The organism is Aquimarina ulvae (assembly GCF_053613295.3).
On the sequence record NZ_JBSIBP030000013.1, the window covers coordinates 15,422 to 30,059 of the forward strand.

Here is a 14,638-nt window from a genome sequence, read left to right on the forward strand (position 1 = left end):
AATAAAAACCATTGTATCTAATCAATTCATGAAACTCAAAAAAAAGCTACGATTATTTCCTTTATTCCTATTTCTTATCACGGTAACCTTTGGCTGTAAAAATTCAAAAAAGAAAGTTTCAGAACATATAAACAGTAAGAATATTACTATTCCATTTGAATTGACACCGTATAACAACATTAAAATAAAAACCGTACTTAACGGCCGAGATACGTTATATCTAAAGTTTGATTCGGGTACTACTGGTCTATTACTAACACATAAAGCCATAAAAGACAAAACAAACTTATTAGATACCAATAAAGAAAATACGCCAACTCAAAACTATGTAAAACTAAGAACGCCTGCATCTTTACAGGTAGGATCATTACTGTGGAAAGATTTAGAAATATATCCGGTAACACATTCTGGTCAGGGAACTGACGGGCGATTTGGTTGGGATTTATTTAAGAATAAAATTATATCATTGGATTATGATAAAAAACTCCTGATTGTACATAATGAGTTACCTAATGTAGAACATTATACTACCGCTAAGCTAGAAGCTGTAAAAACGATACTTTGCCTTCGTGGCGAAATTAATGTTAGAAATACCGTGTATAAAGGACGTTTTTTATTCGATACTGGATATCAGAAGTCATTATTATTGGACAGTGTGCTTTTAAAAAAACAATCATTTCCTAGAGATTTAAAAATTATTAAAACAAATCAATTGAGAAATGGTGCGGGAGATGTTTTTGTAACCAAAGTAATTGAGGTACCCGCTTTACATATTGGCGGACAGCTTGTTAACAAAATACCTACACAACTTCTGAATCGTGAAAACCCTGCAGGTATCAAAGTTCATATTTTGGGGAATGAATTATTAAAAAGATTTAATACCGTTCTTGACTTTAGAAACAATACCATCTATCTCGTTAAAAACACCTTATTCGAAATGCCATATAGCGACGCTTCTTGAAAGCGTAAAAAAAGAGCCCCTAATAGGTTAATTCACTATATGTAAAATAACTTTGCAGTTGATTTATCAATATATCAGCATCTATCACACATAAAAAAGTGCTTGAAAAACTAGGGTTTGTTATCATCCCGAATATCTATTCTAGAAAAAAAATTAATAAGTTGATTACCGTTTTGGAAGCTTTAGACACTGATAACATGAATTTCAGAAAACCTGAAGACCGATTCGCCATTCGAAAACTCCTACACGAGCTTCTAGAGATTCTGACTATAATTCTTAATAGCAATCTTAAAAAATTGGTTAGCTAGTGTTTGGGAAATGATTATTTCTTAGTACAATCTATCTACTTTGATAAACCACGCGCCTCTAATTGGTTTGTGTCTTATCATCAGGATTTATCGATCTCAGTAAACGAAAGAGAAATGATGTCGGGTTACACAAATGGGACAGTAAAGCAACACCAATTTTTGGGTACAACCGTCATTAAATATATTAAAAAACATATATACTATGAGAGTACACCTAGATGATAGGGGGCAAAATAATGGAGTTTTAAAAGTATCCAAAATCTCACGTTAAAGGAATTTATAGACCTGAAAACATTGACTGGACTATTGAAGAAGAAGTAATCTGTAACGTGCCGAAAGGTGTAGCAATGCTCAAGAGACTTTATTATTACGTCGCTCAAAACGCAAAAGAATAAGAGTCATACAATTAGAATTCAGCAATAAGGAACTAGTAAAAAATCTGGATTGGGCAAAAAAACTCTTTTAGAGCAATAAAAAACCTCACAACTCTATCAATTGTGAGGTTTTTCGGTTTTAAACAAACACATTGAATTATGTTTTCTTATTTTTTTGGTAACATCACGGTTTCTAGTGTGTGAATCATTCCATTACTAGCTTCGATATCTGTTTTCATCAATCGCCCGGCATTGCCATTTTTGTCGATTAAATAAATTTTACCTCCTTTTCTACTTGCAATTAATCTACCACCGCCTAGCGTTTTAAGCCTCACACTTCCTCCACCTTCATTAATTGCCTTAATCATATCCTGTTCATTAATAGTACCTGGAATAATGTGACAGTTCATAATTGAGGTCATCTCATTTTTCATATCATCTTTATTTTCTGATGATGTCAATGCTTCAAGGGTTTCTTTTGGTAGTTTTTTAAAAGCACCATTTAAAGGAGCAAATACCGTATACGGCTTTTGGTCGCTAAACTTTTCAGCGTATTCTGAAGACTTAATAATTTTATTTAATTCAGTAAATGCTACGTCATAAGATATCAACTCATTGATAGTAGATACATTTGTTCCTTTATCATATATACCAGCTTGCGCAATACGCTCATCGCTTTCTAAAGATTTGGACTCTTTCTTAACAACGAGATCCTGACAAGATACAAACGTAATAATGATAATAAATACTAAAAAATTAAAAGGGATGTTACTCTTCATTTTCGAAATTTATTTTATTAATAACACTCTGTTTAAACAACAATTTTATAATCAATATATTATGATGGAACTGGTTAAATCTATTGTAATTAACGTTAAGGGATGTTAATAAATGAGTATTCGTAAGAGTTGCTTTAGTAATCGTTTATAAATACATGTGGTTGTACCGTAAAATAGCTAAACCATCATATTCCAAGTATAAAATCTGTTAGTAATAAGTACACGCCTAAATAGTACTATCAACATAAAAAACATTATTTTTAACCTAATCATCCTAATCAAACTCATATAATTCAGACTATTATGAAATTTAAAAATAGTACAGTTCTTCTCGTATGTTTCTTATGGATCCTACCAATTTACAGCCAAAAGAAGCTATCCGAAAACAAACAAGCCATCATACAATCTATTGAAAAACATGAAAAAGAACTGATCAAAATCAGTGACCAAATATGGGCATTGGCAGAAACAGCTTTTGAAGAAAATCAATCTTCAAAATTACTAGCGGATTATGCAGAAAAGCAAGGATTTACTGTAGCACGAGGAATAGCTGGGATGCCAACAGCTTTTGTGGCGACCTATGGATCTGGAAAACCTGTGATCAGTGTTTTGGGAGAATTTGATGCTTTACCCGGAATCTCACAAAAAGCGCAACCTACCAAATCTCCTCTTAATGAAGGTGCTGCTGGTCATGGTTGCGGACACAATCTTTTTGGAGCAGGAAGCTTAGGAGCTGCTATTGCGGTAAAAGAATTAATTGAAAGCGGAAAGATTAAGGGAACCGTAAAGTTTTTTGGCACCCCTAGTGAAGAAAAATATTTTGGTAAAATATGGATGGTTAGAGAAGGATTATGGAAAGACGTAGATACCAATATTAGCTGGCACCCATCTGCATCTACCAAAGCAGATGTACAGAGCTCTCTGGCGTTAGTAGACTTTAAAGTGGAGTTCTTTGGGCAAGCAGCACATGCCTCTGCCGATCCTTGGAATGGCAGAAGTGCTTCTGATGCTTTAGAATTATACACTACTGGAATTAATTATTATCGCGAACATGTAAAACCAACTGTCCGTATGCATTACCACATTCAGGATGGTGGTCAAGTGGTGAATGTAGTACCAGACTACTCTCGTTTATGGATGCGGGTTCGTGACACCAAACGTTCCGGTATGATGCCTGTTTATGAACGCGTACAGAAAATGGCCCAAGGAGCTGCTATTATGGCTAATGTTGATTATAAAATTTCGTTGATCTCAGGAATTTATGAGGTGCTGGTAAATCGTGAAGGAGGAAAACTAATGCAGCAAAATCTTGAACTTTTGGGACCAATAAAATATACGGATGAAGAAATCACTTTTGGTAAAAAAATTCAGGAAGTAACCAAAAAAGAACAAGTAGGTATGGATAGTGCTATCAACCCTCTCGAAGAAACAAAAGAACATCCGGGTGGTGGCTCTACGGATGTAGGCGACGTAAGCTGGAATGTACCTAATATAAACCTTGGGGTTACCACAGCTCCAAAAGATACTCCCTGGCATTCTTGGGCGGTTGTTGCTTGTGGCGGAATGAGTATAGGTCATAAAGGAATGCTATATGCTTCTAAGGCTATGGCAATGACAATGACAGATCTTTATGAAAACCCGGAAGCATTAGAAAAAGTAAAAGCCGAGTATAAAGAGCGAAAAGGAGACGAAGTATACGAAGCAATTGTTCCAGAAGGGCCTCCACCAATACCGGGCAATAGCAAAAAATAATAAAAATAGCGCCGTTATGAAACGTATGATAAAAAGAATCGGTTTGATTCTTTTGGTGTTACTAATTGCATTAGTGGCGCATATTTTACTATCTACAGGGTATTTCAGAACTGTAAACAATGAGTTCTCAGGAAAAATTGTTAAAAAAATACCTATTACTGGTCCAGAAGATATCACTGTAAATTGGAAAGAAAGTTTTGCAATAACATCAGCTACAAATAGAGAAATATATCCTCCTGTAAAAGAAGAAACAGGAGGGTTATCTCTGATGGATTTGAAAAAACCAGAATTTTGAGCTCACTCATCTTACCGCTTCTTTTAACAAACCCTTTGCTCCTCACGGAATTTCAATAATTAAACAAGATAGTGTTTACAAAGTGATGGCTGTTAACCATACTACGCAAGGCCATTCGGTTGAAGTATTCACCTTACAGGATAACAACCTGATTCACCAAAAAACAATGAAACATCCTGCGCTCGTCAGTCCAAATGATATCGTACTAATTGACAAAGAACGGTTGTATGTTACCAATGATCATCGATACACAAGGGGTTTTGCAAAGATATTAGAAGAATATCTTGGGCTTTCTATATCCAACGTACTTTACTTTGATGGCAAAAACTATATAGAAGTGGCGGATGGAATTGCCTATGCCAATGGAATAAACTATGATTCCAAACGTAATTTACTATTTGTAGCATCACCCAGAAGTTTTTTGGTCAAAGTATATGCAAGAAACACTGATGGTTCTTTGAAGTTTATAGAAGATATTCCTTGTAACACAAGGCGCTGACAACATTGAAATTGATACGGAAGGACATCTATGGATTGGAGCTCACCCAAATCTTTTGCGGTTTGGATCTTATGCTAAAGGGAAGAAAGAAATATCTCCCTCTGAAATTATTAAAATTACCTACCACGGAACACATGATTATGACATAAAAACCATATACACCGATGATGGTAGAACGATGTCCGGGTCTACCGTGGCAACTCCTTTTAAAGAATTTATCGTTACCGGAAATGTTATGGATGATCATTTTTTAATCCTGAAAAGAAAATATTAATAAGGTTTTAGCCGTATTAAGAAGCTTTCTTAGTACAAGTATACCTTTTAAACATTCGTTAAGTGACTCGTATATATTTATCGTATAATTTTGAAATGTAACTCCAAAAAATCTCCTATGGAAACTAATGATTGGTCATTACTAGAATAGATAAATAATACAGACAGCCCTAAAAAGAGATTTGAGCTTCATATTGAAAATAAAATCGTTTTTATCGAATACATATTAACCAAAGACAACTCTATATATCTTACCCATACAGAAGTTCCTAAAACTATAGAAGAAAAAGGACTGGGAAGTACAATTGTAAAAAAGACACTCAACTATATTCGACAAAAAAAAATAAGATGATACCGCTTTGTCCATTTGTAGCTGCCTATCTTACTAAACATCCCGCAGCAGCTGATGGAATACTAAAAAAAGGATACTTCTTGAAAGGTTAATAGAAAACAATCATAATATAACTGCTATTATGGTTGAGATTAAGAATATTTCTTTATTATACTTTTTTAAAACATTTTCCGTTTTCAAATCTACAAAATAATCCCTTTGTACATTTTAAGTAGATTTTCGTAGAATCTTTATACTAAATTAATAAAGAGTTTGTTTTTAATCTAAATTTGGGTGCTAAACCAACTAATAAAATTCACATTATTGCACCAAAAATTAACCTCAATGATTGCAGCTATTGCTATTTCCCAAACTCTTAACTTTATGAAGAATCATTTACTTTGCTCAATGTTTTTATTATTATCCATAGTAAGTGTAAAAGCTCAGATTTCTGGAACCATTAGAGATCAATCAGGAAATCCGATCGAAAATGCATTAGTCTGTGATGCAAATAATGTAACTAATTATACCAAAACCGATGAAAATGGAGTTTTCGATTTAACAACTGGAAATAGTAGTACTCAATTAAGGATTGGCGCTTTAAAATACAAAACTATAAAAACCACATCACAAAGGAATATTGTTCTTGCACCAGACCCATTATTAGAAAACGATGAATACCATATTAGTTTTGATCATATAAGAGTGGGTGATACGTATACGGAAAATGAACTTAAAAAAGATTTTCCTACTTCTAACGGAATTGGATTTTATGATGGACAAACAGTAAATGGTCAAAAAGATGACACACAGGATAGAGCATCTATAGACTATGAAAATAGTATAGATCCTGACGGAGTTTCCTTAAAAGTAAAATATCCAAAAGGGTTACTAAAAACTAATAGTTCTGGTATTGATACTAGAATACCATTAATGAATACCTTTAAAGATAACTACTACGAGTCTTCAGATTTATATCTATCCTATTGGATCAAGTTTAGCGATGATTTTGATTTTAATTTATGCGGTGGTAAATTACCTAGCCTTGGTGGATCTGACCCTAATACTCCTGATGGAGAACGAGACCGTAATCGATGGAAAGGCCGAATTATGTTTAGGAAAGGAGGTGCAATTCAATTCTACATGGAACTACCAGGAGAACAAGAGCCTGCAGACGATGCAGCTAATCAGGACGAAAACGAGCTTCGATTTTGGGGAAATCGTGTGGTAGATGGTTCTGACATTTGTTCTTTTGAATATGAAAATTATCTTCGTGCGCAAGGATGGCACAATATCGAATTACATTATGTTTTAGAAGGCTCACCAAGTGGTAGTGATGGTCTTTTTGAAGGATGGGTAGATGGTGTAAATTATGATTTTGTAGGATCGGATTATTTTAATTATTACAGAAATCAATCAGAAAACAGAGAAAATATAACCATCAATCATATATTAATCTCTACTTTTCTAGGAGGTTCTGATATAGATGATTATGCACCAAAGGATACCGATTATTATGTATGGTTTGATGAATTTAGAGTTGCTGAACAACGAATTAATGAATGGGATTTCTATATGAATCCCTTATCGGTAGAAGATCATAATGATATATCAAATATCAAAGTTTTTCCTAATCCCAGTTTCGGGTCTTTTAACCTTCCTAAAAAGATAAATTGGAAAGCCTATGACCTTTCTGGAAAAGAAATTGCCAATGGTAGTAGCAAAATGGTTGATCTCAAAGGACATCCAAAAGGGTTATACTTTTTGAAAATGGAAACCTCTGATATACCTTTAAAATTAATGATTAAATAAAATAACCTGAAAATCAAAAAGAATATCGAGTTTATATTCTTTAATGATTAAGCATTTGCCATAATGTATCTTTAAGCTCCAGTAAACCTTGTTGTGCCACCGATGAAATAAATAAATAAGGTACATTTAATTGTGTATCCAACTCTAACTTAAGTTCTGCTTTTAGTTCATCGTCTAACATATCACATTTAGAGATTGCTATAAGTCGCTCTTTATCAAGTAAATCTGGATTATACCTGCGTAATTCATCTAATAAAATCTCATACTGTTCTGTTATATCTGGAGCATCAGCCGGAACTAAGAACAATAATGTAGAATTACGTTCTATATGCCTTAGAAAGCGGTGACCAATACCTTTACCTTCTGCTGCACCTTCAATAATCCCCGGAATATCAGCCATCACAAATGTCTGAAAATCCCGATACTCTACAATACCTAAATTTGGCTTCAGTGTGGTAAATTCATAATCTGCAATTTTTGGTTTAGCCGAAGTGATGACAGATAATAAAGTTGATTTTCCAGCATTTGGGAAGCCTACCAGACCAACATCTGCCAATATTTTTAATTCGAGTGTGATATCATATTGCTCACCTTCGATACCGGGTTGTGCATATCGTGGAGTTTGATTGACAGAATTTTTAAAATGCCAGTTTCCACGGCCTCCCATTCCACCTTTGGCAATAATAATTTCTTGTCCTTCTTCTGTAATTTCATGAAGAATATTTTGGGTCTCCGTATCACGGATCACCGTCCCCAGAGGAACATCTACATACACATCACCTCCATCCGCACCACTACTTCTGCTCTTGCTTCCGTGTCCGCCGTGTTCCGCTCTAAAATGACGTTTAAACTTCAAGTGATATAAGGTCCACATATTAGGATTTCCTCTAATAATAACATGACCTCCTCGCCCTCCATCACCCCCATCTGGGCCACCTTTGGTAATGTATTTTTCTCTATGTAAGTGTGCAGATCCTTTACCCCCATTTCCAGAAGTAACGTGCAATTTTACATAATCTACAAAATTTCCTTCAGTCATAATTCTCTATTCTTTTTTTGTATCCGAACTATCGTTTAAAAAAACTTATTACGCCTTTATTTATTTTTATTCATTTGCTTCAGCACATCTAATTTCAATTCATCAATAACCGATAACCATTTACCACCTTTGGCTTTGCCATAGATTTTATAATCTGCAACGTTTTTGTCAGAATTAAGATCCACATGAAGCTCCATAGATTCATATACCTCACTTACTATTTGAAGCTTATATTTAAATCTTTTGACGTAAGCTTTTAATCTATCTACCTTATACAATTCACCAAGCTTAATCTTCGAAGTTTGGTTTTCATATATATTGCAAGTTAACGCATACTTACCAGTTCTAAAATGGACAAATGATTTTGTTGATGTTCGTAATTTAAACTCGTTAAAATCTTCTTCATTGTCACAAAAACCAATGATATTGTTAGCCGTTTTACCTGCAATCAATTTCATATCTTTCGAAACTTGATCTAAAGGAATTTCCTGTAATTTAGTACTACAAGCCAAAAATCCAATCGCAACTAGAATGAATGTTAATCTTTTGACCATGCCATACTATATTAGGCTATAGATTATCTATTACGTTACTTAAACGCACTGTAATCTCTTTTACACTACCTACCCCATCAACTCCGAAGTACTTATCTTGTTTTTTATAATAGTTTTTTAGAATCGCAGTTTCATTATAATATACTTCTATTCGGTTACGAATTACGTTTTCGTCTGCATCATCAGGACGTCCTGATGTTTTTCCTCTTTCTAATAAGCGTTCTACCAGTACCTCATCATCTACTTCTAATGCAACCATAGCACTTACTTCTTCCCCTTTAGAAGCTAGTAATTCTGCTAGTGATTCTGCCTGTGCTTCAGTTCTTGGGAAACCATCAAAAATAAAACCTTTGGCATCTGTATTTTTATCAACCTCGGCGTTAAGCATATTGATAGTTACCTCATCTGGTACTAGTTGTCCTTTATCTATATAGGATTTTGCCAATGTTCCCAGTTCTGTGGCATTTTTTATATTATATCTAAACACATCTCCTGTAGAAATATGTACCAGATCATATTTTTCTTTTAAAACTTCTGCTTGTGTTCCTTTTCCTGCTCCCGGAGGTCCGAATAACACTAAATTTGTCATGTTGTTTTGTTTTAATTGATAAATTCCTGTAAGGTTACGACCTAAACCATTATAGTCAAGTCCGTATCCTACAATAAATCGATTAGGAATCTCTATCCCAATGTAATCTATGTTGATTTCTTTAGTATATGCTTCAGGTTTGAGGAATAATGTAGCAATTTTAACCTCTTTGCACCTTTTATCTTTCAACATTTTTGTCAATGCTACGATTGTATTACCCGTATCTACAATATCTTCCAAAACGACCACTGTTCTTCCGGCGATATCGTCCTTCAGCCCGATTAGTTCTTGAACCTTAGAAGTGGTTTTAACACCCTCATAAGAAGCTAGCTTTACAAAGCTTACTTCACAATCATAATCAAATCGTTTCAACACTTCGGATACAAACATAAAAGCACCATTTAGCACCCCTATAAAGAGTGGTTTTTTATCCGATAAATCTTCAGTAAGTTTATCCGATAAAGTATCTATTGCTTTGTTGATTTCCTCTTCGGCAATAAAAGGTACAAACTGTAAATTGTATAGCGTAATCATTGCATTATGAGATTATCACGGTATCCATTTTGTTTTTAAAGCGGCAAAGATAGTGATTACAAACAACACTTATCATAGAATATCTACTGCATTTACTGTTCAATATTGCGGTTTTTACTTATTAAAAATTTATTTTTGTTGCCTAAGGCAAATTAGATACTCCAAAAAATGACAAACTATTTTTCGTCTGACTTCAAATTAGGTATCCTTGGTGGTGGTCAATTGGGCAAAATGATGCTGTATGAAACCCGAAAATATGATATCTGCACCTATGTTCTGGACCCAAACCCCGATGCACCTTGTAGAATTGCCTGCGATCACTTTCAGCAAGGTGATCTAATGGATTATGACACAGTATATAACTTTGGCAAAAAAGTAGATGTGCTCACTTTCGAGATTGAGAGCGTTAATGTAAAGGCCTTAGCCAGGCTAGAACGTGAAGGAAAAAAAGTATATCCTGACTCAAAAACTTTAGAAAAAATTCAAAACAAAGGAAGGCAGAAGCTCTTTTACAAAGAACAAGGAATACCAACAGCTGATTTTTTTCAGTTTTCTAATAAAGCACATTTAGCAGAAGGCATTACTAATGGTAAAGTAAAATTACCTTTTGTGTGGAAAAGCACACAAGGAGGGTACGATGGCAAAGGAGTTTCTATTATCAGAACAGGAGCTGACATTGCAAAACTTCCTGACACAGAATGTATAGCCGAAAAATTGGTTGATTTTGAAAATGAACTGGCTGTAATTGTAGTTAGAAACCCAAAAAATGAAATCAAAACGTATCCTGTGGTAGAAATGGAGTTTCATCCAGAAGCAAATCAGGTAGAATATGTGATCTGTCCTGCTCGGATTGAAGATAAAATTGCAGAAAGAGCCAGAGAAATTGCAGAAAAAGTATCGAAAGCGTTTATGCATGTAGGAATATTAGCGGTAGAGATGTTTCAGACGAAAGATTGTGAGATCCTAGTTAATGAAGTTGCTCCAAGACCACATAATAGCGGTCATTATAGTATTGAAGCCAGCTACACCAATCAGTTCGAACAACATATAAGAGCTATATTAGATTTGCCTCTGGGTGCTACAGATAGTAAAGTTGCCGGAATAATGGTAAATCTTGTAGGAGCTGAGGGACATACCGGAAATGTTGTATATGAAAATATCGAGGCCATAATGAAATTGAAAGGTGTTACCCCACATATCTATGGTAAGAAACAAACCAGACCCTTTAGAAAAATGGGACACGTAACTATCGTTGATGAAGATATTTCTGAAGCTAGAAAAATTGCAGAAAAAGTAAAGAAAACTATCAAAGTGATTAGCGAATAGCAGACAGTAAATACTTCGCTACAATAATTAGAACAGTACTCATATAGATATAGTACAGATAAAGTAATAATAATCATAGAAAAAACAATAGTATTCATGAGCAAAGTAGGAATCATCATGGGGAGCACAAGCGATATGCCTGTAATGGAAAAAGCTATCGATATTCTGAAAGGTTTTGATATCGAAGTTGAAGTCGATATTGTATCCGCACATCGTACCCCTGAAAAATTATTTGATTACGGAAAAAATGCCCATACCAGAGGAATATCAGTGATTATTGCTGGAGCAGGTGGAGCAGCACATCTTCCAGGGATGGTTGCTTCTTTGTCGCCTTTGCCTGTTATAGGGGTACCCGTCAAATCAAGAAACTCCATAGATGGTTGGGATTCTGTTCTTTCTATATTACAAATGCCAGGAGGGGTTCCAGTAGCGACGGTAGCACTAGATGGAGCAATGAACGCTGGTATTCTTGCAGCTCAAATTATCGGTGCATCCGATACCTGCGTATTAGACAAAATTCTTATCTATAAAGAAGGTCTGAAACAAAAGGTGATTGAAGGAGCAAAACAATTAAAAAAATAATGCAAAAAAAAGAGTCGCTCCTCAGCGACTCTTTCCAATATCAGGTCTTACAATAGAATATAACAATATTTATTAACCAACTTAAATATATTACACAAAAAATTCATCGTAAGACCATACTCTTAAAACCTGATGCAAAGGTAAACCCTTACTTTAATTACGCAATAATTATCTGTCAAAACTTATTAACATTTTCGGTAAAATGCGTTTTTTAACGATAAAAATGACTATTTCTATTTTTATATCAATTTTTCTTATAGAAAAAACATACATTTTTGAAGATTCTTTATCAAAACAATAGGTTTTGAACTAAAATAGAAAAGAAAAGAGCTACATTAATTGTAGCTCTTTCAATATATTTGACTCTACAAAGATTACGTGTTGTTACCATACCCCTATAGTAATAATGTATTTAATTCTTTGTTTAAGTCATTACTAATAAACCAGATCAAAGATACGCCAACAGGATAGTGTACTGATAAAATGTAATACTATCTGAACGATGTTTATCGATAAAAAACAAACTTTTTCGACAAATAACTTTATAAATACATAGAAAAGATAATCATATAATGAAAAACACATTACTAAATACATTTGACCTCGCACCATTTTCAAAAATACAATCGGAACATTTTCTACCTGCTATCAAAAATGCTATTTCGATTGCAAAAGGAGAAGTTGAAACTATTGTAGAAAATTCTTCGGTACCTTCTTTTTCCAATACTATAGAAAAACTGGAATATAGTGGCGAGCTCTTAGACCGAGTAACCAGTATTTTCTTTAATCTGAATAGTGCAGAGACCAATGAAGAAATTCAAAAAATCGCACAACTAGCATCTCCATTACTATCCGAATTTAGCAATGATATTTCATTAAACACCGATCTATTTAAAAAAATTGAAGCGGTTTATCTTAAAAAAGATGAATTAAATCTCACTCCAGAACAATCCACATTACTAGAAAAGCGATATAAATCATTTTCTAGAAATGGAGCCAATCTTCCGGATGATAAAAAGGAACAACTACGGGAGATTGATAAAGAATTATCACAACTAAGCCTAACATTCGGTGAAAATATTTTAGCAGAAACTAACAAATTCGAAATGTTGCTGACTGATGAAACGGATTTGACCGGTTTACCAGATGGTGCTAAAGAAGCGGCCAAAGCACTTGCAGCGTCCAAAGATAAGGAGGGATGGTTGATTACGCTGGATTATCCCAGCTATATTCCTTTTATGACGTATGCAGATAACAGAGAACTTCGTAAAAAATTATCATTGGCATTTGGTTCCAAAGGTTTTCATAATGATGAACTGGATAATCAGGATATTGTTCTTAAGATTGCCAAACTACGTCACAAGCGTGCCCATATTTTAGGGTATACCTCTCACGCGGATTATGTGTTAGAAGAACGCATGGCAGAAAATCCAGAAAAAGTATTCTCCTTTTTGAATGAAATTTTAGAAAAAGCAAAACCAGCTGCAGAAAGAGAGTTTACACAACTAGGAAATTTTGCTAAAGAGTTAGACGGAATTGATCAGCTTCAAAAATGGGACGGCGCTTATTATCAAGAAAAATTAAAACAAAAGCTTTTTGACCTAGATGATGAAAAACTAAAACCATATTTCAAGCTAGAGAATGTTATTGATGGTGTTTTTCAGATAGCTTCTAATCTATTTGGTCTCCAGTTTAAAGAAACGGATCAAGTAGACAAATATCATGAAGAAGTAAAAACGTATAATGTGACAGATATTCAAGGTAACTTTATTGCTGTTTTTTATGCGGATTTTCATCCTCGATCAGGAAAAAGAAATGGCGCCTGGATGACATCTTATAAACCACAAATGAGAAAAGAGGACACGAATATAAGACCGCATATCTCTATTGTTTGTAATTTTACCAAACCAACACCAAGTAAACCATCATTGCTTACCTTCAACGAAGTAACTACGTTATTTCATGAATTTGGTCACGCACTCCACGGAATGCTAGCAAACACAATCTATCCTGGATTATCCGGAACCAGTGTCTATTGGGATTTTGTAGAGCTACCAAGTCAAGTTTTAGAGAACTGGTGTTATGAGAAAGAATCATTAGAATTATTTGCTAAACATTACGAAACGGGAGAAGTAATTCCGATGGAATTGGTACAAAAGATCAAACAATCCTCTACTTTTATGGAAGGAATGGCTACACTGCGACAATTAAGTTTCGGGTTATTAGATATGTCATGGCACGCAAACGACCCTAGTGGTATTAAGGATGTAAAAGCACACGAAAAGAAAGCTTTCGCAGGAACTTCGCTGTATCCCGATATAGCAGAAAATTGCATGAGTACTTCTTTTTCTCATATTTTTCAGGGAGGCTATTCTGCAGGATATTATTCCTATAAATGGGCAGAAGTTCTGGATGCAGATGCTTTTGAGTATTTCAAAGAAAATGGAATTTTTAATAAAGAAATAGCTACTAAATTTAAAGACAATGTGCTATCTAGAGGAGGAACAGAGAATCCAATGACATTATATAAGCGTTTCCGTGGAGAGGAACCAAAACCTGAGGCACTTTTAAAACGTGCAGGATTAATAGAAAAAGGATTTTAACTCTTAAAAAAATAGTACTAAACCCTT

Annotated in this window: 13 protein-coding genes and 1 pseudogene; 10 read left to right on the forward strand and 4 right to left on the reverse strand. The window is 34.4% G+C overall.

Annotated features, from left to right (window positions below):
* Window positions 1-28 precede the first annotated feature (28 nt).
* On the forward strand, window positions 29-961 hold the full coding sequence (locus ACWGOQ_RS20570) for a hypothetical protein (RefSeq protein ID WP_452059618.1): 933 nt from the start codon (window positions 29-31) through the stop codon (window positions 959-961).
* Window positions 962-1,810: 849 nt separating this feature from the next.
* Here ACWGOQ_RS20570 and ACWGOQ_RS20575 read toward each other — a convergent pair.
* Window positions 1,811-2,422 (reverse strand): fasciclin domain-containing protein, encoded by a 612-nt coding sequence (locus tag ACWGOQ_RS20575; protein WP_452059619.1) that lies wholly within the window; start codon window positions 2,420-2,422, stop codon window positions 1,811-1,813.
* 303 nt (window positions 2,423-2,725) lie between these two features.
* Between ACWGOQ_RS20575 and ACWGOQ_RS20580 the strand changes: the two genes are divergently transcribed.
* From ACWGOQ_RS20580 to ACWGOQ_RS20605, 6 genes and pseudogenes are all read left to right on the forward strand, one after another.
* Entirely contained in the window at window positions 2,726-4,174 is a 1,449-nt protein-coding gene (locus ACWGOQ_RS20580) for an amidohydrolase (protein ID WP_452059620.1), read from the forward strand.
* Between the two features lie 16 nt (window positions 4,175-4,190).
* A complete protein-coding gene (locus ACWGOQ_RS20585; RefSeq protein WP_452059621.1) occupies window positions 4,191-4,469 on the forward strand; it encodes a hypothetical protein in 279 nt (92 codons plus the stop codon).
* Window positions 4,470-4,509: 40 nt separating this feature from the next.
* Window positions 4,510-4,968 (forward strand): annotated as a pseudogene (locus tag ACWGOQ_RS20590) (hypothetical protein); the annotation flags it as partial.
* Between the two features lie 34 nt (window positions 4,969-5,002).
* Window positions 5,003-5,242 carry a hypothetical protein gene (locus tag ACWGOQ_RS20595; protein ID WP_518515943.1) on the forward strand — a complete coding sequence of 80 codons (240 nt, stop codon included), beginning with the start codon at window positions 5,003-5,005 and terminating at the stop codon, window positions 5,240-5,242.
* A 222-nt stretch (window positions 5,243-5,464) separates the two neighbouring features.
* Window positions 5,465-5,593: an N-acetyltransferase gene (locus tag ACWGOQ_RS20600; RefSeq protein ID WP_452059715.1), complete on the forward strand. Its 129-nt coding sequence runs from the start codon at window positions 5,465-5,467 to the stop codon at window positions 5,591-5,593.
* A gap of 363 nt (window positions 5,594-5,956) precedes the next feature.
* The gene (locus ACWGOQ_RS20605) at window positions 5,957-7,384 is read left to right on the forward strand and encodes a polysaccharide lyase (RefSeq protein WP_452059624.1); all 1,428 of its coding nucleotides are present in this window, start codon (window positions 5,957-5,959) and stop codon (window positions 7,382-7,384) included.
* Between the two features lie 40 nt (window positions 7,385-7,424).
* On the opposite strand, the gene obgE is transcribed toward ACWGOQ_RS20605, so the two are convergent.
* From obgE to ACWGOQ_RS20620, 3 genes are read right to left on the reverse strand one after another with little or no spacing between them, the layout of a single operon-like run.
* On the reverse strand, window positions 7,425-8,423 hold the full coding sequence (obgE, locus tag ACWGOQ_RS20610; RefSeq protein WP_452059625.1) for a GTPase ObgE: 999 nt from the start codon (window positions 8,421-8,423) through the stop codon (window positions 7,425-7,427).
* A 56-nt stretch (window positions 8,424-8,479) separates the two neighbouring features.
* Window positions 8,480-8,977 (reverse strand): hypothetical protein, encoded by a 498-nt coding sequence (locus tag ACWGOQ_RS20615; protein WP_452059626.1) that lies wholly within the window; start codon window positions 8,975-8,977, stop codon window positions 8,480-8,482.
* Window positions 8,978-8,993: 16 nt separating this feature from the next.
* Window positions 8,994-10,100 carry an adenylate kinase gene (locus tag ACWGOQ_RS20620; protein WP_452059627.1) on the reverse strand — a complete coding sequence of 369 codons (1,107 nt, stop codon included), beginning with the start codon at window positions 10,098-10,100 and terminating at the stop codon, window positions 8,994-8,996.
* A 168-nt stretch (window positions 10,101-10,268) separates the two neighbouring features.
* Between ACWGOQ_RS20620 and ACWGOQ_RS20625 the strand changes: the two genes are divergently transcribed.
* The 3 genes from ACWGOQ_RS20625 (at window position 10,269) to ACWGOQ_RS20635 (ending at window position 14,611) form a co-directional block, all read left to right on the forward strand.
* Entirely contained in the window at window positions 10,269-11,426 is a 1,158-nt protein-coding gene (locus ACWGOQ_RS20625; RefSeq protein ID WP_452059628.1) for a 5-(carboxyamino)imidazole ribonucleotide synthase, read from the forward strand.
* Between the two features lie 96 nt (window positions 11,427-11,522).
* The gene (gene purE, locus ACWGOQ_RS20630) at window positions 11,523-12,008 is read left to right on the forward strand and encodes a 5-(carboxyamino)imidazole ribonucleotide mutase (protein ID WP_452059629.1); all 486 of its coding nucleotides are present in this window, start codon (window positions 11,523-11,525) and stop codon (window positions 12,006-12,008) included.
* A gap of 572 nt (window positions 12,009-12,580) precedes the next feature.
* The gene (locus ACWGOQ_RS20635) at window positions 12,581-14,611 is read left to right on the forward strand and encodes a M3 family metallopeptidase (RefSeq protein WP_452059630.1); all 2,031 of its coding nucleotides are present in this window, start codon (window positions 12,581-12,583) and stop codon (window positions 14,609-14,611) included.
* Window positions 14,612-14,638 lie beyond the last annotated feature (27 nt).

Coding starts and splice junctions, on each gene's coding strand:
- ACWGOQ_RS20575 (WP_452059619.1), bottom strand. CDS start 2,422: ATGAAGAGTAACATCCCTTTTAATTTTTTAGTATTTATTATCATTATT.
- ACWGOQ_RS20570 (WP_452059618.1), top strand. CDS start 29: ATGAAACTCAAAAAAAAGCTACGATTATTTCCTTTATTCCTATTTCTT.
- ACWGOQ_RS20615 (WP_452059626.1), bottom strand. CDS start 8,977: ATGGTCAAAAGATTAACATTCATTCTAGTTGCGATTGGATTTTTGGCT.
- ACWGOQ_RS20620 (WP_452059627.1), bottom strand. CDS start 10,100: ATGATTACGCTATACAATTTACAGTTTGTACCTTTTATTGCCGAAGAG.
- ACWGOQ_RS20585 (WP_452059621.1), top strand. CDS start 4,191: ATGAAACGTATGATAAAAAGAATCGGTTTGATTCTTTTGGTGTTACTA.
- obgE (WP_452059625.1), bottom strand. CDS start 8,423: ATGACTGAAGGAAATTTTGTAGATTATGTAAAATTGCACGTTACTTCT.
- ACWGOQ_RS20580 (WP_452059620.1), top strand. CDS start 2,726: ATGAAATTTAAAAATAGTACAGTTCTTCTCGTATGTTTCTTATGGATC.
- purE (WP_452059629.1), top strand. CDS start 11,523: ATGAGCAAAGTAGGAATCATCATGGGGAGCACAAGCGATATGCCTGTA.
- ACWGOQ_RS20625 (WP_452059628.1), top strand. CDS start 10,269: ATGACAAACTATTTTTCGTCTGACTTCAAATTAGGTATCCTTGGTGGT.
- ACWGOQ_RS20635 (WP_452059630.1), top strand. CDS start 12,581: ATGAAAAACACATTACTAAATACATTTGACCTCGCACCATTTTCAAAA.
- ACWGOQ_RS20605 (WP_452059624.1), top strand. CDS start 5,957: ATGAAGAATCATTTACTTTGCTCAATGTTTTTATTATTATCCATAGTA.